Origin of the sequence: Pseudomonas sp. 29 (genome assembly GCF_002754355.1) — a bacterium.
Classification (GTDB): Bacteria; Pseudomonadota; Gammaproteobacteria; order Pseudomonadales; family Pseudomonadaceae; genus Aquipseudomonas; species Aquipseudomonas neuropathica.
The window spans coordinates 5,442,448-5,460,641 of sequence record NZ_PEEY01000001.1; the positions used below are offsets into that span (position 1 = coordinate 5,442,448).

General features: G+C 59.3%; 20 protein-coding genes. 7 read left to right on the forward strand and 13 right to left on the reverse strand.

Annotation, left to right across the window (positions count from 1 at the left end):
- Positions 1-88 precede the first annotated feature (88 nt).
- A complete protein-coding gene (locus tag CLU80_RS25245; RefSeq protein WP_093437296.1) occupies positions 89-529 on the forward strand; it encodes a DUF3995 domain-containing protein in 441 nt (146 codons plus the stop codon).
- A gap of 109 nt (positions 530-638) precedes the next feature.
- Here CLU80_RS25245 and CLU80_RS25250 read toward each other — a convergent pair whose 3' ends face one another.
- From CLU80_RS25250 to CLU80_RS25280, 7 genes are all read right to left on the reverse strand, one after another.
- Positions 639-1,001, reverse strand: a complete 363-nt coding sequence (locus CLU80_RS25250) for a Na+/H+ antiporter subunit G (RefSeq protein ID WP_093437301.1) — start codon at positions 999-1,001, stop codon at positions 639-641.
- Entirely contained in the window at positions 998-1,276 is a 279-nt protein-coding gene (locus CLU80_RS25255; RefSeq protein WP_099758703.1) for a K+/H+ antiporter subunit F, read from the reverse strand. Before CLU80_RS25255 ends, CLU80_RS25250 begins: the two co-directional genes overlap by 4 nt.
- On the reverse strand, positions 1,273-1,761 hold the full coding sequence (locus CLU80_RS25260; protein ID WP_099758704.1) for a Na+/H+ antiporter subunit E: 489 nt from the start codon (positions 1,759-1,761) through the stop codon (positions 1,273-1,275). Before CLU80_RS25260 ends, CLU80_RS25255 begins: the two co-directional genes overlap by 4 nt.
- The gene (locus CLU80_RS25265; RefSeq protein WP_099758705.1) at positions 1,758-3,437 is read right to left on the reverse strand and encodes a monovalent cation/H+ antiporter subunit D; all 1,680 of its coding nucleotides are present in this window, start codon (positions 3,435-3,437) and stop codon (positions 1,758-1,760) included. The genes CLU80_RS25260 and CLU80_RS25265 overlap by 4 nt, the downstream gene beginning before the upstream one ends.
- A complete protein-coding gene (locus CLU80_RS25270; RefSeq protein WP_007910763.1) occupies positions 3,434-3,778 on the reverse strand; it encodes a Na+/H+ antiporter subunit C in 345 nt (114 codons plus the stop codon). The genes CLU80_RS25265 and CLU80_RS25270 overlap by 4 nt, the downstream gene beginning before the upstream one ends.
- Positions 3,778-6,696 (reverse strand): monovalent cation/H+ antiporter subunit A, encoded by a 2,919-nt coding sequence (locus tag CLU80_RS25275; RefSeq protein ID WP_099758706.1) that lies wholly within the window; start codon positions 6,694-6,696, stop codon positions 3,778-3,780. Before CLU80_RS25275 ends, CLU80_RS25270 begins: the two co-directional genes overlap by 1 nt.
- Positions 6,697-6,944: 248 nt before the next feature.
- Positions 6,945-7,880 carry a DMT family transporter gene (locus CLU80_RS25280; protein WP_099758707.1) on the reverse strand — a complete coding sequence of 312 codons (936 nt, stop codon included), beginning with the start codon at positions 7,878-7,880 and terminating at the stop codon, positions 6,945-6,947.
- Positions 7,881-7,965: 85 nt separating this feature from the next.
- Between CLU80_RS25280 and CLU80_RS25285 the strand changes: the two genes are divergently transcribed.
- From CLU80_RS25285 to CLU80_RS25295, 3 genes are all read left to right on the forward strand, one after another.
- Positions 7,966-8,529, forward strand: a complete 564-nt coding sequence (locus CLU80_RS25285; RefSeq protein WP_099758708.1) for a helix-turn-helix domain-containing protein — start codon at positions 7,966-7,968, stop codon at positions 8,527-8,529.
- Between the two features lie 166 nt (positions 8,530-8,695).
- Positions 8,696-9,037 carry a hypothetical protein gene (locus tag CLU80_RS25290; RefSeq protein WP_099758709.1) on the forward strand — a complete coding sequence of 114 codons (342 nt, stop codon included), beginning with the start codon at positions 8,696-8,698 and terminating at the stop codon, positions 9,035-9,037.
- A gap of 183 nt (positions 9,038-9,220) precedes the next feature.
- The gene (locus tag CLU80_RS25295; protein WP_286079774.1) at positions 9,221-10,648 is read left to right on the forward strand and encodes an FAD/NAD(P)-binding protein; all 1,428 of its coding nucleotides are present in this window, start codon (positions 9,221-9,223) and stop codon (positions 10,646-10,648) included.
- A 200-nt stretch (positions 10,649-10,848) separates the two neighbouring features.
- Here CLU80_RS25295 and ppnN read toward each other — a convergent pair whose 3' ends face one another.
- A complete protein-coding gene (ppnN, locus tag CLU80_RS25300) occupies positions 10,849-12,222 on the reverse strand; it encodes a nucleotide 5'-monophosphate nucleosidase PpnN (protein WP_007910770.1) in 1,374 nt (457 codons plus the stop codon).
- 222 nt (positions 12,223-12,444) lie between these two features.
- Here ppnN and CLU80_RS25305 point away from each other — a divergent pair, with 222 nt between their 5' ends.
- The gene (locus CLU80_RS25305; protein ID WP_099758710.1) at positions 12,445-12,969 is read left to right on the forward strand and encodes a DUF3087 domain-containing protein; all 525 of its coding nucleotides are present in this window, start codon (positions 12,445-12,447) and stop codon (positions 12,967-12,969) included.
- Here CLU80_RS25305 and CLU80_RS25310 read toward each other — a convergent pair whose 3' ends face one another.
- On the reverse strand, positions 12,970-13,344 hold the full coding sequence (locus CLU80_RS25310) for a DUF2784 domain-containing protein (RefSeq protein WP_093437340.1): 375 nt from the start codon (positions 13,342-13,344) through the stop codon (positions 12,970-12,972).
- Between the two features lie 153 nt (positions 13,345-13,497).
- Between CLU80_RS25310 and CLU80_RS25315 the strand changes: the two genes are divergently transcribed.
- Both CLU80_RS25315 and CLU80_RS25320 read left to right on the forward strand, forming a co-directional pair.
- On the forward strand, positions 13,498-14,196 hold the full coding sequence (locus CLU80_RS25315; RefSeq protein ID WP_099759410.1) for an AzlC family ABC transporter permease: 699 nt from the start codon (positions 13,498-13,500) through the stop codon (positions 14,194-14,196).
- Positions 14,196-14,507: an AzlD domain-containing protein gene (locus CLU80_RS25320; RefSeq protein ID WP_174244501.1), complete on the forward strand. Its 312-nt coding sequence runs from the start codon at positions 14,196-14,198 to the stop codon at positions 14,505-14,507. The genes CLU80_RS25315 and CLU80_RS25320 overlap by 1 nt, the downstream gene beginning before the upstream one ends.
- 244 nt (positions 14,508-14,751) lie before the next feature.
- On the opposite strand, the gene CLU80_RS25325 is transcribed toward CLU80_RS25320, so the two are convergent.
- The 4 genes from CLU80_RS25325 to CLU80_RS25340 form a co-directional block, all read right to left on the reverse strand.
- Positions 14,752-15,024 (reverse strand): hypothetical protein, encoded by a 273-nt coding sequence (locus tag CLU80_RS25325; protein ID WP_093437355.1) that lies wholly within the window; start codon positions 15,022-15,024, stop codon positions 14,752-14,754.
- 332 nt (positions 15,025-15,356) lie between these two features.
- On the reverse strand, positions 15,357-16,037 hold the full coding sequence (locus tag CLU80_RS25330) for an SOS response-associated peptidase (protein WP_099758711.1): 681 nt from the start codon (positions 16,035-16,037) through the stop codon (positions 15,357-15,359).
- 29 nt (positions 16,038-16,066) lie between these two features.
- A complete protein-coding gene (locus CLU80_RS25335; protein ID WP_099758712.1) occupies positions 16,067-16,909 on the reverse strand; it encodes an ABC transporter permease in 843 nt (280 codons plus the stop codon).
- Between the two features lie 62 nt (positions 16,910-16,971).
- Entirely contained in the window at positions 16,972-17,952 is a 981-nt protein-coding gene (locus CLU80_RS25340) for an aliphatic sulfonate ABC transporter substrate-binding protein (protein ID WP_099758713.1), read from the reverse strand.
- Positions 17,953-18,194 lie beyond the last annotated feature (242 nt).

Here is an 18,194-nt window from a genome sequence, read left to right on the forward strand (position 1 = left end):
GCACTTTACCGTACCGCTGATCGGTCGTGCACTTGGAAAAAATGCGACTAGGCTGATTTGTTCAAATCCCTTTCCAAGGATTTCAACCATGACCTTTGTGTTGGCTCAATGGCTGGTGACAACGTTTGCGGTGATCGCCTTGATGCACGTGTATTGGGCGCTGGGTGGGCAGTGGGCGGCAGCGGTGGTGGTGCCGCAGGTGCCGGTGCGCGGATTTGTCGCAACGGTACGGCCGGCGTTCAAGCCGTCAGGCTGGCTCACGTTGATCGTGGCGGCGGCATTGTTGGTGATTGCGGCGTTGGTGTGTATGCGGGTTGGCTGGGGAGTGCCGGCGGTGACACACAAAGCGCTGCAATGGGTGATCAGCGCGATTGCGCTGTTGATGTTTGCCCGGGCGATCGGTGATTCGAATCTGGTCGGATTCTTCAAGGACGTGAAGGATTCGCGGTTTGCGCGACTGGACACCTGGGTGTATTCGCCGTTGTGTGCGGTGTTGGGGGCGGGGTTGTTGGCGGTGGCTTGGGTTTGAGGTGAGTCGGATATCGCTATCGCGAGCAGGCTCACTCCTACATTTGGAATGCGTTCCCCTGTAGGAGTGAGCCTGCTCGCGATGGCGTCATATCAGCCCCTACAAATCTTCAGCTACCACTCTCGGTACGGCGGCTACTGACCTCTGCCGGCACATCATCCCCAGCCATGCGCTTGCGGAACAACGCCGCCCGCGCCAGCAGCAAAGTAGTCACCGGCACAGTAATCGCCAGCAAAACCGGAATCAGCCAGGCATGTATGACCGGCCCGGACTTCAGCGCCGAAAAACAGATGATCGATGCCAGCGCCACACACCATGCGCCTAGCGTCGAAGCCAGTGCCGGCGGATGCATGCGCTGGAAGAAATCCTTCATGCGCAATAATCCGATCGCACCGATCAGCGCAAAAAGCCCGCTGAGCACCAGCAGGATCGCCACCGGAATCTCGATCCATAGCGACAATTCAGCATTCATTCGATCACCTCGCCACGCAGCAGGAATTTCGCCAGGGCAAACGAGCCGACGAAGCCGAACAGCGCAATCAGCAGCGCCGCTTCGAAGTAAGTGTCACTGGAATACCGAATGCCCAGGGTCAGCATCATCAGCATCGCGACGATGTACAGGTAGTCCAGCGCCAAGACCCGATCTTGCGCCGAAGGGCCTTTGAACAGGCGCACCAGGGTCAGCACCATCGCCAGCGAGAACAGGAACAGCGTCAGCAGGATCGCGTTCGACAGTAATGTGCTCATTCGAAAATCTCCATCAGCGGCCGCTCGTAGGTGCTCTTGAAGTGCTCGATGAACTGCGCTTCGTCATCCAGATCCCAGACGTGCAACAACAAAATGCTGCGATCCAGCGCCAGCTCTGACCATACCGTGCCGGGCACCACCGTGCAGATCATCGCCAGCGTTGCGAGGCCGTGAGCATCGCGCAGGTCCAGCGGGACTTTGACAAATCCCGAGCGCGGAGGGCAGCGACCGGCATTGAGCACGCCCCACGCGACGATCAGGTTGGACATCACCACGTCACGACCGACGAGCAGGAACAGACGCAGAATCGTTCCCGGACGGCGAATGCGTACCTGTTTCGGACGCAGTTTGCGCATCATCAACGGCGCAGCAAAACCCAGTATCGCGCCGAGCAGCAGATTGCCCGGGCTGATCGACAGGTTCAGGGTCAGCCACAGGGCGCACAGCGCCAGCGACAACAGCGGTGCAGGAAACACGCGCTTCATGGCTGCACCTCCAGCATCGCCGATTTGGCTTCCGGACTCGGTACGGCGCGGGTACCGAGCACCGCCATCACGTATTGCTGCGGATTGTTCAGTGCCTCGGCGGTGGCCTGGGTGTAACGCAACAGGGGTTCAGCCTTGAAAGTCAGGACGATGCTCAGCCCCAACAACAGGAAGATCGGCGCGCATTCGAGTTTGCGCAGCAGTGGTGACGGCCGCTCTTCGGGCGTCCAGAAGCGCTGGATGCCGAGGCGCGAGAACGCCATCAACGACGTCAGCCCGGTGAGGATCAGCAACGCCAGTAACGCCCAGGCCGCGTTGGATATCGGCGCGCCAGTGCCCAGGCCTAGCGGGTTGAGCAAGGCGCCGATCAGGCTGAGTTTGCCGATAAATCCGGACAGCGGCGGCATGCCGATAATCAGCAACGCGCAGGCGATGAAGCTCAGGCCGAGAAACGCCATGGTCCACGGGATAACCTGGCCGACCACGGCTTTCTGCTCGTCATCGAGGTTGATGCCTTTGGGTGGTTGCAGGGATTCCTGTGGACGTGGCAGCAGTTCGCTTTCGTCTTCCAGCGGGATCTCGTTGGCCGAACGGGAGCGTTCGATCAACTCGGCCAGCAGGAACAGTGCACTCAGCGCCAGGGTCGAGCTGACCAGATAAAACAGCGCCGCGCCGATCAGGTTTGGCTGGGCGAAACCGACGGCGGACAGCAGAATCCCCGCCGACACCAGAATGCTCAGGCTGGCCATGCGCTCCAGCCGTTGCGCGGCCAGAATCGCCAGCGCCGCGCAGGCCATGGTCGCCATGCCACCGTAGATCAGCCAGTCGCCACCAAAGAATGCCGAGGCTCCGGCCTGCCCGGAAAACAGCAACGTCCACAGGCGTAGCAACGTGTACACGCCGACCTTGGTCATGATCGCGAACATCGCCGCCACCGGTGCACTGGCCGAGGAATAGGCTGGCACCAGCCAGAAGTTCAGCGGCCACATACCGGCCTTGGCCAGGAACGCGACGGCGAGAATCCCCGCACCGGCGTGCAGCAGGCCACGGTCGGCTTCCGGCACCAGCGGGATCTTCAGCGCCAGATCGGCCATGTTCAGCGTGCCTGTCACGCCGTAGATCAGTGCCGCGCCAATCAGGAACAGCGATGAGGCGAGCAGGTTGATCGAAATGTAATGCAGCCCCGATGAAACCCGCGCCCGACCCGAGCCGTGCAGCAACAGGCCATAGGACGCGGCGAGCAACACTTCGAAGAACACGAACAGATTGAACAGGTCAGCGGTCAGGAACGCGCCATACAAGCCCATCAACTGAATCTGGAACAGTGCGTGGAAGCTCGACCCGGCGCCGTCCCAACGGGCCATGGCAAACAGCAAAGCGCTGACGCCGATGATCCCGGTCAGCACCAGCATCAGCGCCGACAGGCGATCGACCACCAGCACAATGCCGAACGGCGCCTGCCAGTTGCCCGGCAGGTAAACCCCGATGGAGCCGGGCACGCCGGTGGTTTGCGTCCAGTGCAGCAGCATCACCGAAATGAACAGGCCGACGAGGCTGGAGAACAGGTTGATTTTCGCCTTCAACGGTCGGTGCCGCTCGCCGAGCATCAGCATGATCGCGGCAGTCAGCAGCGGCAGCAGGATCGGTGCGGCGATCAGGTGAGTCATCGCCATCATTCTTTAGGCTCCCGGCCGTCGACGTGGTCGGTGCCGGTCAGGCCGCGCGAGGCGAGCAGAACGACGAGGAACAACGCGGTCATGGCGAAACTGATGACGATCGCGGTGAGTACCAGTGCCTGTGGCAGCGGGTCGGTGTAGTGCAACAAGTCCTGGGTAACGCCGTCCTTGATCACCGGCTCCTTGCCGATGAACAGGCTGCCCATGCTGAAGATGAACAGGTTGACGCCATACGACAGCAGGCACAGGCCCATAACCACCTGGAAGGTCCGTGGCCGCAGGATCAGCCAGACGCCGGAGGCGGCGAGCACGCCGATGGCGATTGCGATGACTTCTTCCATCAGACGGCTCCTTTACTGGCGACGGACTTGGGCAGCGATGCGGTCTTGTGACCCCGCACCGATTGGTGGGCGAGGGCGGTGAGGATCAACAGCGTCGAACCGACCACCACGCCGTACACGCCAATGTCGAAGAACAGCGCGCTGGCGACATGGATGTCACCGAGCACTGGCAAGCTGAAATGCCAGGTGTGCGTGGTCAGGAACGGATAACCGACCAGCATCGCGCCCAGACCTGTAGCGGTGGCGAATAGCAATCCGGTGCCCATCCAGCGCAACGGCCGCAGGCTCATTTGCGCCTCGACCCACTGGGTGCCGGCGACCATGTATTGCAGGATGAACGCCACCGACATCACCAGACCGGCGACGAAACCGCCGCCCGGCTGGTTGTGCCCGCGCATGAACAGGTAGAACGACACCACCAGCGCAATCGGCAGCAGCAGACGCACCAGCACTGCCGGCACCATCATGAAGCCGAGCGCGGTGTCGCTGGCGGAACGCGGGTTGACCAGGTCGGTGACCACGTCCGGCGCGAGCAGGCGTTGCTGGGCTGGCAATTGCAGGCTTTCTTTCGGTGGGCGGAAGCGCCGGAGCAGGGCGAATACGGTCAGTGCCACGGCGACCAGCACGGTGATTTCGCCAAGGGTGTCGAAGCCACGGAAATCCACCAGCATCACGTTGACCACGTTGCTGCCGCCGCCCTCGGGCATGGCGCGGCTCAGGTAGAACGAGGAGATGTCGTTCGGCGTTTGCCGCGTCAGCATCGCGTAGGACAGTAGCGCCATGCCACCGCCGACGGCAATCGACAATAGCAAGTCGCGCAGACGACGAATGCGTGCCTTGCGCAGGCTGCTCGGCAGTGGCGAGACTTCTTCGATGCGTCGTGGCAACCAGCGCAGGCCGAGCAGAATCAGCACGGTGGTGACCACTTCCACTGCCAATTGCGTCAGGGCCAGATCCGGTGCGGAGAACCAGACGAAGGTCACGCAGGTCATCAACCCGCAGACGCTGACCATGGTCAGGGCGGCGAGACGGTGATACTTGGCTTGCCACGCGGCGCCGAGGGCGCAGGCGATGGCCAGCAACCACAGGGTCACGAAGACGATCGAGCCGGGAATTTTCGGCCGGTCGCCCCAGCTCAGGCTGCTGTGCAACATCGGGATCAGACCGGCGAGCACCGCCGCCAATACCATCAGGAACAATTGCATCTGCAGACGCTTGGTGCCGAGGCGCCGCTCCAGGCGTCGGGCCAGGCGCATCATCACCACGAGGCTGCGCTCGAACAGGCGCTTGCCGTTGAAGCGGCCCACCAGTGGCGGATATTTGAAACGTCCGCGCTTGAGCTGATTGCGCAGCAACAGATAGACGATGATGCCGCCGGACATGGCAATCAGGCTCATGATCATCGGTGCGTTCAGACCGTGCCAGATCGCCAGGCTGTATTGCGGCAGTGTGCCGCCAACCACTGGCAATGCCGCCGCCGCGAGCAATGGGCCGACGATCTGCGCCGGGAAAATCCCCACCAGCAAGCAGGTGAATACCAAAAGCTCTACCGGCGCACGCATCCAGCGCGGCGGTTCGTGCGGTGTGTGCGGCAGGTCGGTGGCCGGTGGGCCGAAGAACACATCGACGGTGAAACGCAGGGAATAGGCAACGCTGAATGTACCGGCGATGGTCGCGACAATCGGCAGCGCCGCTTCGACCCAGGCCGTGGCATTGATGAACACGGTTTCGGCGAAGAACATCTCTTTCGACAGGAAGCCGTTAAGCAGCGGCACACCTGCCATCGAGGCGCTGGCAACCATGGCCAGCGTCGCTGTGAAGGGAATCAGTTTGATCAGGCCGCTGAGTTTGCGGATATCGCGAGTACCGCTTTCATGGTCGATGATGCCCGCGGCCATGAACAGCGAGGCTTTGAATGTCGCGTGATTGAGGATGTGGAATACCGCCGCTACAGCGGCCAACGGACTATTGAGACCCAACAACAGCGTGATCAGGCCGAGGTGGCTGATGGTCGAGTAAGCCAGCAGACCTTTGAGATCGTTCTGGAACATCGCGCAATAGGCGCCGAGCAACAGCGTACACGCACCAGCGCCGCTGACGATGTAGAACCATTCTTCGCTGCCGGACAGCGACGGCCACAGACGCGCAAGCAGGAAAACCCCGGCCTTGACCATGGTGGCCGAATGCAGATAGGCCGAAACCGGTGTCGGCGCCGCCATTGCGTGCGGCAGCCAGAAGTGGAAAGGGAACTGGGCACTTTTGCTGAGGGCGCCAATGAGAATAAGGGGAAGGAGGATAGGGTAGAGGGAATGTGCGCGAATCATGTCGCCGGCGGCCAGGACCTTGTCGAGGTCATAGCTGCCGACGACATGGCCGAGAATCATGACCCCCGCCAGCAGGCATAACCCGCCGGCACCGGTGACCATCAACGCCATATAAGCGCCGCGACGGGCGTCGGCGCGGTGGTGCCAGTAGCCGATCAACAGGAACGAGAAGAGGCTGGTCAGCTCCCAGAAAAACACGATCTGAATCAGATTGCCGGAGATGACCAGGCCGAGCATGGCGCCCATGAACGCCAGAAAAAACGCGAAAAAACGCGGCACCGGATCGTCCGGCGACATGTAATAACGGGCATACAGAGAAACCAGCGTGCCGATGCCGAGTACCAACATCGAGAACAGCCAGGCGAAACCGTCCATGCGTAGAACGAAGTTCAAACCGAGGCTGGGCAGCCACATGAACTCTTCGCGAATGACGCCGCCGTGGGCAATTTGCGGGTACAGCATCGCGACCTGGACGGTGCCGATCAGAGCGACCAGACCTGCCAGCAGGGATTCGGTATTACGCGCGTTGTGAGGCAGCACCGCTGCCAGACAGCTGCCAATGAATGGCAGAAGCAGTAGAACTATCAGGGACATAGGCTTCTAATCTGCGGAAGTTTGTGAAGCATCATACGTGCCAGCTCCCCGATCACCAAACGCCAGGATGTCTCAGAATCCTACAAAGTAGTCTGGAATTTTCTGTTTGGCATTGTTTCAGGTAGATCGATGTTGCTTGGAATGGCCTCATCGCGAGCAGGCTCATTCCTACAGGGGGGAACGCATTTCAAGTGTAGGAGTGAGCCTGCTCGCGATAGCTATAGTCCAGGCACTAAAGATATTGCAGATTAACCTTGGGTTTCCCGCTCCAGCTCAGCTTCGGCTTCTGCAACCTTACCCTTGGTCTTCAACTCACTGACAATCACCGCCGCCACAATCAACCCGGCGCCCACCAGCGCAATCGCCGGCAAGCGCTCGCCAGCAATCCGCCCGACAATCCCGGCCCACACCGGCTCACCCGCATAGATCAACGTCGCCCGGGTTGGCGAAACACTCTTCTGCGCCCAGTTCATCGCCACCTGAATAGCCGCACTCGCCGCGCCCAACCCCAGCGCAGTCACCAGCAGGGTCCAGGAAAAGTCCGGTAGCAATTCGCCAGTCGGCACCACGAGCAGGAACGACAACACCGAAGTCGTGGCCAGTTGCACCACAGTGACCCGACGCACATCCACCTGGCCGGCGTAGGTACTGATCAAAATGATTTCAGCGGCAATCGCGATCGCACTGATCAATGTGGCGATCTCGCCCGGACTGAAATTCAGCGCAGCCCCGGACGGCCCCGACAACAACATCAACCCGGTAAACGCCAGCATGATCCCGATGCTCGGCATCAAGCCCGGACGACGCCCGAGCACTAGCCATTGCAGCAACGGCACGAACGGCACATACAACGCAGTAATGAACGCCGACTGACTACTCGGAATGGTTTGCAGCCCGACCGTCTGCAAACCGTAACCAAGCATGATCGCCACGCCAATAAAGGCGCCGGCCTTGAGTTCGAACAGGGTCAGTTCGCGTAGATGACGCCATGAGAACAGCGCAACGATACAAGCCGCTGCCGCAAAACGCAGGCCGACAAAAAACATCGGGCCGCTGACCGTCATCGCGTGCTGTACCAGCAGGAACGTGCCGCCCCAGACCATGGTAATCAGCACCAGCACGCACTCGGCTTTGCTGAAACGAGAGAAACGGAGTGGAGTGGGGGAGTTGTTCTGCGACGTCATGACCTTGCGCACTATAAAAAGGAGGCCGCACAATGCGCCCAACGTTGCGCAGTATACTGCCCAACCTCACCGAGTGAGCAATATAGTGCACAAAGATTCAATGCAACGGGCATCCGTCCTGCAACACGTCAGCCAGAACGTCCGGCGTCTGCGGCATGCCGCCGACCTGAGTCAGACCGCGCTGGCAGAAAAGTCCGGTGTCAGCCGGCGAATGCTGGTGGCGATCGAAGCGGGCGAAAAGAATGTCAGCCTGACCACGCTGGATCGCGTCGCCGAGGCACTTGATGTGGCGTTCAGCGATCTGATCCAGGCGCCGGATGCCCGCGATCCAAGCCGCATCAACGAGGTGGCATGGGCAGGGACCCATCCGGGTAGCAAAGCGGTGTTGCTCTCCAAAGCCACGGCGACCCGCGAAGTCGAGCAATGGGAATGGTGCCTGCAACCGGGTGAAGTCTACCCGTCGCAAGCGGATGCCGAAGGCTGGAGTGAACAGATTTTCGTCTTTGAAGGTTGCCTGACGCTGATGCTAGGCGATCAGCCGCAGTACATCGGCACAGGCGAGTTCTTCATGTTTGCCAGTAACCAGCCGCATTCCTATCGCAATGATGGGGATGTGCCGGCGCGGTTTGTTCGTAACGTGGTGATTTGAGGACGCCTACCTTTCGTCGGTTATATGGTTGCACCTGTAATTTCTGACAGTAGACGAATTGAGCCTTTCAGTTTTGTATGAGCTGAGGCGCATCGTCCGCCTCACGGCGTCGGTGCTGTCATTACGCCGGTACTGCATCTAATCAATGAGCAAAAGGACTTTCGATATGAGCGATTCTTCAGCTAACCCTCCTGCGCCTCTTTTTATCAAGGAAGCTAAAGGGGATGAGATCTCAATGAAGGATATTCCTGAGGGGGCGACCGCGGTCACTCCAAAACCCTCTTCAGAATACTTACGCGACATGATCATAATTACGGTCGGAGCCAACAGCGCTCGATTCTCTCTCGGTCCGATCGATGATCGAACGTACGAATTCAACATTCCACGGGAATGGATGTTGGATTTTGCTGGAAATGTCGAACCGTTGGCGTTTAGTTATCAGTTTTTTGCAAATGGTACGAATCCACACCCTCCTTCCGAGGAGATCAAATACAGGATCGTTCACTGACGAGTGTTGGTTGAATTGAAATACTCGACCGGCGCGTATCGGTCGAGTATTTTTTTGTTATGGGTTGAAAACTCACCTGCCCTTAAAGAGTTCGCCTCGCGGTCGCCGCTGACCCGCATTACGCCTCAAGTATTTCCGATCTTATCATTGGCGAATTGACCATCTTTATAGAGAGCGAGTGGTATGGGCGGATTATTCGGCAAACAGGCAATGACTTACCAGCACCAGGCAAATGTACTGATCATCGGCGGCGGCCTCAGCGGCACCATGCTGGCAGCGCAATTGTTACGCCTGCCTGGGCAACGAAGGATTCTGATCATCGAGCCGCGTGCTGAACTGGGGCGGGGCGAGGCTTACAGCGCAGTCGAGTTGGGGCATACGCTAAACGGCAACGCGGCGCGGATGAGCGTCGACCCGGATAATCCTGATGATCTGACGCAGTGGTTGACCGCGCACATTGCGGCTGGGGGCTGGCCGGAATCGGCTGAGCAGGATGTGCCGGTCAACGAGCTGTTTCCACCGCGCGGTTTGTTCGGTGCCTATGTGCAACAGCGTCTCGCCGAGGCTCGCGCTGTGGGCGCACTGCAAGGTTCGACCGTTGAACATATCCGTGCTGAGGTCGTCGACCTGCAAATCGATTCCGGTTCAGTGCAGCTCACCTTGAGCGATGGTCAGCGATTGCAGGGTTCCCAGACAGTTCTGGCCACCGGCATGTTTCCCGCCGCGCGCACGCCGCAGACGCAATCCAGTGGCCTCAACGCCGCCGCGCTTGATCCTTGGGATGTCGCTGCGATGCGCGAACTCGACCCGCAGTCCACCGTGCTGATCATCGGCTCCGGCCTGACCATGGTCGATGCCGTGGTGTCGCTGGAGCAGGCCGGACATCGCGGGCCGATCGAGGTGTTCTCCCGGCATGGCCTGCTCCCGCATGTGCGCCGACAACCGCCGGCCTGGGTGGATTTTCTCGGCGACGATCACAGCTTGCGCACACCACGACAATTGTTGCGTGAATTGCGTCGGCAATGTCAGGTAGCCATTACTCAAGGTATCGATTGGCAGGCGCCACTGGACACCGTTCGGGTGCACATCGCCCGGCTGTGGAGTCAGGCGACTGACCAGCAGCGTCGACAATTCGTACGGCATGTGCGGCCGTGTTGGGAAAGTCATCACCACCGTTCGCCGCCGCTGAGTGCGGCGCTGGTTGAGCGTCTTTATAAAGAAGGGCGATTGCGCATTCAGGCAGCTTCGTTCAAAGGCCTTGAGCCAAGTCCGGACGGTGGCGTCCGTATTCGCATTCGGCGGCGCGGTGAGTCGGAATCCTGCGTGGTGCAAGGTGCCGCATTGATCAATTCCAGTGGCATCGAATACGACTGGCGTCGGGTGGCGCGACCGTTACCACAGCAGGTGCTGGCGCGCGGTTTGGTGCAACCGGGGCCATTGGCGTTGGGAATCGCAGCGGCCGTGGATGGCGCGGTGCTGGATGCCGAGGGATGTGCCGCTGACCGGTTATTTGCCATGGGGCCGCCATTGCGCGGGATGTGGTGGGAGAGTACGGCGGTGACGGATGTCGCGTTGCAGGCCAAGGCGCTGGCTGTGCGATTGGCGGGTTGAGGTTGTTCTATCGGGCCCCTTCGCGAGCAAGCTCGCTCCCACAGGGGATTCAGGTTGCAAATACCATTTGTGCCACGCCACAGAACCTGTGGGAGCGAGCTTGCTCGCGAAGGGGTCATCTGCTTCAACATCTCTGTTGACTGGAAGACCGCTATCGCTGGCAAGCCAGCTCTCACATGGATTGTGTGATGGCTTAAAGGTTACGCCACCACTCGATAACACGGCACATACGCCGCGCCGCCCGGCAGTTTCATCCGGTGCTGGGCGACGAAGGCTTTGAGCAGCGCATCGAGCGGTTGCATGATCGCCGCGTCACCACGGATCTGGTACGGCCCGTGTTCTTCGATCAGGCGAATGCCCTTGTCCTTGACGTTGCCGGCGACGATGCCCGAGAACGCCCGACGCAGGTTGGCCGCGAGTTCGTGCGGTGGCTGGTCGCGGTGCAGTTTGAGGTTGGCCATGTTTTCGTGGGTCGGATCGAACGGGCGCTGGAAGCCTTCGTCGATTTTCAGCAGCCAGTTGAAGTGGAACGCATCGTTACGCTCGCGGCGGAATTGCTTCACCGCTTTCAGGCCCTGAGTCATCTGCCGCGCCACTTCGGCCGGGTCGTCGATGATGATTTCGTAGTGCTGCTTGGCCGCTTCGCCGAGAGTGGCGATGACGAAGGCGTCGAGTTGTTCCAGATACGGCGCGGCATGTTTCGGCCCGGTGAGGATCACCGGGAACGGCAGCCCCTTGTTGTCCGGGTGCATCAGGATGCCCAACAGGTAGAGGAACTCTTCAGCCGTACCGGCGCCGCCTGGGAAGATGATGATGCCGTGGCCAACGCGCACGAAGGCTTCCAGACGTTTCTCGATGTCCGGCAGGATCACCAGCTCGTTGACGATCGGGTTCGGCGCTTCGGCGGCGATGATGCCCGGCTCGGTCAAACCCAGGTAACGACCGCCATGAATACGCTGTTTGGCGTGGGCAATGGTCGCGCCTTTCATCGGGCCTTTCATCACGCCGGGGCCGCAGCCGGTGCAGATGTCGAGGCTGCGCAGGCCCAGTTCGTGGCCGACTTTCTTGGTGTATTTGTATTCTTCGGTGTTGATCGAGTGGCCGCCCCAGCACACGACGATTTTCGGCTCGACACCCGGACGCAACGTGCGCGCATTGCGCAGCAGGTGGAAGACGTAATCACTGATGCCTTGCGAGGTGCTCAGGTCGATGCGTTGGCTGTCGAGTTCGTTTTCGGTGTAGACGATGTCGCGCAGGGCACTGAAGAGCATTTCGCGGGTGCTGGCGATCATTTCGCCGTCAACGAAGGCGTCGGCCGGAGCGTTCAGCAGCTCCAGGCGTACGCCGCGATCCTGTTGGTGAATGCGGATTTCGAAGTCCTTGTAGGCTTCGAGGATGGTCTTGGCGTTGTCGACATGGGCGCCGGTGTTGAGGATGGCCAGGGCGCACTGGCGGAAGAGGGTGTAGGTACTGCCGGATCCGGCTTCGCTCAGTTGCTGAACTTCACGTTGAGAAAGGGTTTCCAGGCTGCCTTTCGGGCTGACCGAGGCATTGATTACGTGTCGTTGGGTCATGCAATGATCCTTAAAACGATGTCATCTCAAGACTAGGCGATGGCATCCGAATAGTGTGTATCCATGAATGAAGATGGCACGATCTGCGCTGTACCGCCATGTCCCGTTGGACGCTGAAAAGATGAAAAGGAGCCCCAGCATAGCTAAATCCGCGGTAGAGGCGATAATGCGCCGGCCGGTTTTTTCAGTTAGCCCTTTTGTCGCTCAAGGAAGTCATTTGTGATGTTCGAGATTCAGCCGATGGATGCCGCCACTTTTCGCCAGCAGACCCGCCGCAGCACGATCATCATCGCCGTGCTGTTCCTGGTGCTGGCGATGTTGTTTTCCAGCGTGGCGGTGGCGCTGTTCGGCGAGCCTGGCGGCGATAACCTGCGCTTCAATGTCGGCGGCGTGTTTGTGGCGTTTCTGCTGACCGCAGCGTTACTGCGCGGGCGCTTCTGGAATCAGAGCTGGATGGCGCCAGCCGTGTACAGCTGGCGACTCAAGCGCAATCTGATGAGCATCACCAATGTCATGCATCAGGTCACTGCAGCCGTGGAGCAGAATGATCCGACGGCTATGAAGGTTCTGCGCTTTTACCATCTCGGCTTGACGCAAATGCACGAACTGGACGGCAACTCCAGTGATCACGGGCAACTGTGGCGGGAAGTTGAAACGCACAAGGAGCGGATGCAGGCGCTGGGACTCGATACCGAGCAGACGCGCCTGGATCCGGTCTGGCTGGAAGCCTTGAAGACTTCGCGTTGATTACACCGCTCGACGCAGTTTCCACGAACGGATTAAACGGCCATACACCAACAGGTTGACCGCCAGCACCACACTGCCGAGCGCCAGTTGAATCTGCGGGGTAAGGCCTGCCGGGTAGATAATTGGCCAGATGTAATGCTCGATGAAGCCGCCGGCATATTCAGTCTGCCCGGCCGCGTGGCGCATGAGGTTTTCCCAGTAGGTCAGCGGGCAGGTCAGGTGCAGCACCTCGACCGCCACGCCCCAGGCCGCAGCCGGCAAATGCAGCCACATCAAACGTGGCCATTTGAGGACCAGCAGCCCGCCAAACAGCACAAACAGAATGAAGGACAAATGAAACAGCACCAGCCCGTCGGCTGCGATTCGGTACAGCATGTCGTCTCCCTGACGCATTTGTGAATGGCTCACATGGTACGCCGATGGCTGTCCTCAGTCGGCGCGATTTAGCGCAATTGCGCAAGATTGTTCAAGCCGGACAAGGGGATTTGCTGGCAGAGTCTGTTGCTGTTTCCACTGTTGAAGAGCGATATGTCTGACTCACTTATGCCGCGCAGTGCGTTCCTTCGCGGCGCTGTGGCGATCATGCCGTTGTCTCTGGCCACCGCGCCGTGGGGACTGTTGGCCGGCTCGATGGCGATCGAAGCCAACCTTACGCAGCTGCAAGGCCAAGGCTTGTCGAGCATCGTGTTTGCCGGCGCGGCGCAATTGGTGGCGATCGGTATGCTCAAGGGCGGGGCGGGTATTTTTTCGATTCTGTTGACCACGCTGCTGCTGACTTCACAGCACTTGTTGTATGGCATGAGCATGCGTTCGGTGATTTCGCCACTGCCGGGGCGCTGGCGCATCGGTCTGGGCTTTTTGCTCACCGACGAGTTGTTTGCACTGACCAGTCAACATGATCGTCAACAATTCAATCGCTGGTATGCGCTCGGCGTCGGCCTGACGTTCTACATCGCCTGGAACCTGTTCACCCTCGCCGGCATTGTCCTCGGCAGCAGCATTCCGGGACTTGAGCACCTGGGGCTGGACTTCTCGATTGCCGCCACCTTCATTGCCCTGATTACACCGGTAGTGCGCAACGTGCCGACGGTGGTTTGCGTGGCAGTGTCGCTGTTTTGTTCGGTGCTGTTCAGTTACTGGCAATGGGGCTCGGCGCTGGTGTTGTCCGGTCTGGCCGGGATGACGGCAGGGTTTATCTGCAACAAGCTGTATCGGGAGCGCACATGATGGTTTGGGCGGTGATTTTCGGCATGGGGATTCTGGTGTTTCTCAATCGCTACGTGTTTCTTGAACCGCGTTTGCCTGTGCGCTTGAGTAGCAATGCGCGGCAGTTTCTCGGTTTTGCAGTACCGGGGATGCTCACCGCGATCTGCGGGCCGATTGTCTTCATGCCGGACAAACAGCTGAATCTGCAGTGGGACAATCCGTACCTGCTTAGTTCGCTGGTGGCGATCGCTCTGGTGATTTACACGCGCAGTACTTTGCTCAGTATGTTGTTGAGCATGGCGTTCTTCTTTTTGCTGCGGTGGTGGTTGTAAGTTGTACGTTTGAAACTGTTCTACGCTTCAAGGATGACGGGTAACTGATGACGGGAGGTGTACATGACGACTGAGCCAAAGCAGCCACCAAGACACGGACGAACCGACGCAAGAAGAAATAGAGCGGGAGAAACACAACGAACAGACCTGGAAGCGCGATGAATCCACAGAGCTTTCAGATCCAGACCGCAAGTTTTGAAGATTTTTACGAAAAAGCCCCGCACATGCGGGGTTTTTTTGGGGTTCAGAGATCGTCCAGCTGCGTGAAATCGGGGTGTGAAGCCCGATATCCCAATGTTCGGTCGATCCATGCGTTCAGCTCGTTGACCATCACCGGCGCGTGGCCGGGATACCCTTCGAGGGTGGTGCGCAGGATGCGTTCGATATCGGGAACGGCACGCAGGTTTCGGGTCTTGATGTAGTGGCCGATAAAACAGTCGAGTTCAAAGCGTTCTGTCATGGACAGATAAATACACTCCAGGCCGCTGACCTGTTTGATTGCAAAATCGTCGCGCAACTTATTTCTCTGCAAGGCTTGTAGACGTTATGGGGATTCCTGGTTTGTTGACTCTTTGGTCAACTGGTATACCAATCGGAAAGGCGGCGCGCATGCTAGCCGTAGTGCATCTAAATGTATGTATGACGGTTGAAATGTCAGACAGGCGGTTTGTTCATTCGAACGTGTGTTTTATTTGCAGTGTTTCAAAGATGAAACAGAGTTTGTAACGGCAGTGATTCGCCTTTATGAGTCGCTGAAGGTTGCAATAGTTTTATCCTTCTAACGCTGCGTCAAAAGACCGCAGCCTTCGGCAGCTCCTACATGGATAGACGCGTGAAGTCGGCAAATGTTTAAGTCTGCTCAATAATCAAACTGGTCCCCTGATTGCGTGCGTTACCGACCGCTTTGCCGACTTTGTACCATTCGAACACTTCACTGCCTTCACCTTCGAACAACAGCATTTGCTCGGCGCGCTCAACGGGGGTTGCGGGGTCGAGCCATTCGCGCACCAACTCTGCGCGGAACACCACCGGTCGACGATCGTGGATATCGAGCATGCCGCCGGCGGCATCGGCGGTGATGATCACGAAACCGTCGTCGTCCCGGGTCGCTGTTTCGGCTGTCGGAAATTGGCCGATGGCAGCGCAGAAAACCGCCCCATGATCCGCCCGACGAATCAGCCACGGTTGTCGGGATTTGTCTTCGCTATCAACCCATTCAAACCAGTTGTCCACGGGCACAATCAAGCGATGTCGCCAGATCGTCCGGAAGAACGGGCCATGGGCGACTTTCTCGACCCGGGCATTGATCGGTGGTGGGCGATCCTTGGCCCAGTGCGGGCGCCAGCCCCAACGCAGATTGTCGGCCTGCAGCTGTTGCCCTTGTTGGTGCAGGACGGCCAGCGCGGTAGTCGGCGCGGCGTTGTAGCGGTTGAGCGGTGCATCGCCGACGTGATTGATCAACGCGTCGGGAATGCTCAGCACCGCGACGAAGTCGTGAATGCCACGGTACTGCGAGAGTCTTCCGCACATCGGCTGAATCTCCGGTTGGAGATTTCAGCTTAGTCGCTGGCGCCTTGGCCGGTGAATGTGTCACGCCAACTCAGCCAGCGGCGTTCGAGCATGGCCAGCAAACCATCGCTGAATTTACCGAGCAAGGCGAGCACGATGATCGCGGCCAGCACGATGTCTGGCCGCGAGGTTTCCCGGCCGTCACTGAGCAGATAACCCAAGCCTTTGGTGGCCGCGATCAACTCCGCTGCCACGAGAAACATCCACGCCAGACTCATGCCGCTGCGCAACCCGGTGAACAGGCCGGGCAGGGCGGCCGGCAGCAATATTCGTCGCACCAGTTGCAAGCGGCTGAAGCCATAGATGCGGCCGACTTCCACCAGTTTGCGGTCAATGTTGCGTATGGCCGCGACGACGTTGACGTACACCGGAAAGAACGCACCAATGGCGATCAAGACGATTTTCGAGGTCTCGTCGATGCCCAGCCACAACAACAGCAGTGGCACCCAGGCCAGGCTCGGGATTGAACGCAACGCGGCGAAAGTCGGTTCCAGATAGGCCTCGGCTTCGCGGCTCAAACCGACCCAGGCGGCAAACACCAGCGCCAGACTGGCGCCAATGGCAAAACCCAGCAGCACGCGTATCAGGCTGGCGCCGATGTGTTTCCACAGCGCACCCTCAGCGAGGTCGGTGAGGGTCAGAGCAATCTCGCTCGGTGCCGGCATCTGGTAGGACGGCAGCCATCCGATGCGTACGATAATTTCCAGCGCAACGATGATCAGCAGCGGCAGGGCCAGGCCCTTGCAGCGGCGCTGCCATGTCGGATTTAAACGCGCAGGACGCTGGCGCGGAACGGCAAGTGGCGCGGGCAAGTCTTTGCTGTGAGTGGTCATGGTTTTTGGCTCCGCTCACAACAAATCCGCGACGGGCGCGGATTTGTCATGAGGCTGATCGGTTACTGGCGGGCGACGGCTTGCTGTACACCGCTGTCGAGCAGTTGATCGATGACTTGATCGACATTCACCCCACGGCGCACCAGTTCCTCGGAGACCAGAATCGGCGCCGCAGCCTTGGAGGCGCTGATGTCCTGTCGGGTCAGTTGCGGGCTGCTCAGGTCGGTGCGCGATAGTTGCAGCTTGGCTACGTCCAGCGGCAAGCCGGACTCCTTGGCGAGGAGGGCGGCGAACTCATCAGGATTTTTCAGCGCCCAGTCGCGGGCCTGTTCGTAGGCTTTGATCACGGTGTCTATGGTCTGCGGATGTTCTTTGGCGTATTGCTCAGTGACGCTGACCACGCCGTAGCTGTTGAACGCGGGGTTGCGGTAGAGCAGGCGCGAGCCGGCCTGAACCTGACTGGCGGCCATGTGCGGATCGAGTCCGGCCCAGGCGTCTACATCGCCTTTTTCCAGCGCGGTGCGGCCGTCCGGATGTTGCAGGTGAACCAGTTCCACATCGTCTTTTTTGAGTCCGGCCTGTTGCAGGCTGCGTAGGGTGAACAGGTACGGGTCGGTGCCCTTTGTGGCGGCGATCTTTTTGCCCTTGAGGTCGGCGACCGTCTGATATGGCGAATCCTTGCGCACCACCAGCGCTGTCCATTCGGCGCGGCTGTAGACGTAAACGGATTTGATCGGGCTGCCATTGGCCCGACTCAGCACGGCCGCCAGGCTGGCGCTGGAAGCGAAATCCACGCCGCCACTGTTCAGGTATTCCAGCGAACGGTTGCTGCCCTGGCTCAATACCCAACTGACTCTGGTTTGCGGCAAGGCCTTTTCGAGGAAGCCGAAGTGCTTGAGCACCAGGCTGACTGGCGAGTAATAGGCGTAGTCGAGATGCACTTCAGCCGGCGCGGTTTCAGCCGCGTGGGCGAGCGGTTGCAGGCTCAGCACCATGGCGCTGGCAGCCAGCAGGGTTTTGAGTCGGGGAAAGAACGATGTCATGGGGGCGCTCCGGCAAAGGCACAGGTTTCTTATGTCCAAAAAGATATTTTTATCGAATGCTTCCTGCATGAATGGAATATTGCAGGCTCTGTGCCATGTGCTTGAGAGCGCCGGTTTATAAGGGTTTTAACGCCAGGTGCAGGATTTCAGCTGTTGCGGGAGAAACAGTGTGATTCGCTACTGTTGGCAAGCAAACAGCAAGTATCAACCGTGAGGAGCTTATGCATTTATCGAATTTCAAA

What these genes read in the sequence shown, in the direction of transcription:
- CLU80_RS25245 (WP_093437296.1), top strand. Translation starts at nt 89, where the DNA reads ATGACCTTTGTGTTGGCTCAATGGCTGGTGACAACGTTTGCGGTGATC.
- CLU80_RS25250 (WP_093437301.1), bottom strand. Translation starts at nt 1,001, where the DNA reads ATGAATGCTGAATTGTCGCTATGGATCGAGATTCCGGTGGCGATCCTG.
- CLU80_RS25255 (WP_099758703.1), bottom strand. Translation starts at nt 1,276, where the DNA reads ATGAGCACATTACTGTCGAACGCGATCCTGCTGACGCTGTTCCTGTTC.
- CLU80_RS25260 (WP_099758704.1), bottom strand. Translation starts at nt 1,761, where the DNA reads ATGAAGCGCGTGTTTCCTGCACCGCTGTTGTCGCTGGCGCTGTGCGCC.
- CLU80_RS25265 (WP_099758705.1), bottom strand. Translation starts at nt 3,437, where the DNA reads ATGATGGCGATGACTCACCTGATCGCCGCACCGATCCTGCTGCCGCTG.
- CLU80_RS25270 (WP_007910763.1), bottom strand. Translation starts at nt 3,778, where the DNA reads ATGGAAGAAGTCATCGCAATCGCCATCGGCGTGCTCGCCGCCTCCGGC.
- CLU80_RS25275 (WP_099758706.1), bottom strand. Translation starts at nt 6,696, where the DNA reads ATGTCCCTGATAGTTCTACTGCTTCTGCCATTCATTGGCAGCTGTCTG.
- CLU80_RS25280 (WP_099758707.1), bottom strand. Translation starts at nt 7,880, where the DNA reads ATGACGTCGCAGAACAACTCCCCCACTCCACTCCGTTTCTCTCGTTTC.
- CLU80_RS25290 (WP_099758709.1), top strand. Translation starts at nt 8,696, where the DNA reads ATGAGCGATTCTTCAGCTAACCCTCCTGCGCCTCTTTTTATCAAGGAA.
- CLU80_RS25295 (WP_286079774.1), top strand. Translation starts at nt 9,221, where the DNA reads ATGGGCGGATTATTCGGCAAACAGGCAATGACTTACCAGCACCAGGCA.
- ppnN (WP_007910770.1), bottom strand. Translation starts at nt 12,222, where the DNA reads ATGACCCAACGACACGTAATCAATGCCTCGGTCAGCCCGAAAGGCAGC.
- CLU80_RS25305 (WP_099758710.1), top strand. Translation starts at nt 12,445, where the DNA reads ATGTTCGAGATTCAGCCGATGGATGCCGCCACTTTTCGCCAGCAGACC.
- CLU80_RS25310 (WP_093437340.1), bottom strand. Translation starts at nt 13,344, where the DNA reads ATGCTGTACCGAATCGCAGCCGACGGGCTGGTGCTGTTTCATTTGTCC.
- CLU80_RS25315 (WP_099759410.1), top strand. Translation starts at nt 13,498, where the DNA reads ATGTCTGACTCACTTATGCCGCGCAGTGCGTTCCTTCGCGGCGCTGTG.
- CLU80_RS25320 (WP_174244501.1), top strand. Translation starts at nt 14,196, where the DNA reads ATGGTTTGGGCGGTGATTTTCGGCATGGGGATTCTGGTGTTTCTCAAT.
- CLU80_RS25330 (WP_099758711.1), bottom strand. Translation starts at nt 16,037, where the DNA reads ATGTGCGGAAGACTCTCGCAGTACCGTGGCATTCACGACTTCGTCGCG.
- CLU80_RS25335 (WP_099758712.1), bottom strand. Translation starts at nt 16,909, where the DNA reads ATGACCACTCACAGCAAAGACTTGCCCGCGCCACTTGCCGTTCCGCGC.
- CLU80_RS25340 (WP_099758713.1), bottom strand. Translation starts at nt 17,952, where the DNA reads ATGACATCGTTCTTTCCCCGACTCAAAACCCTGCTGGCTGCCAGCGCC.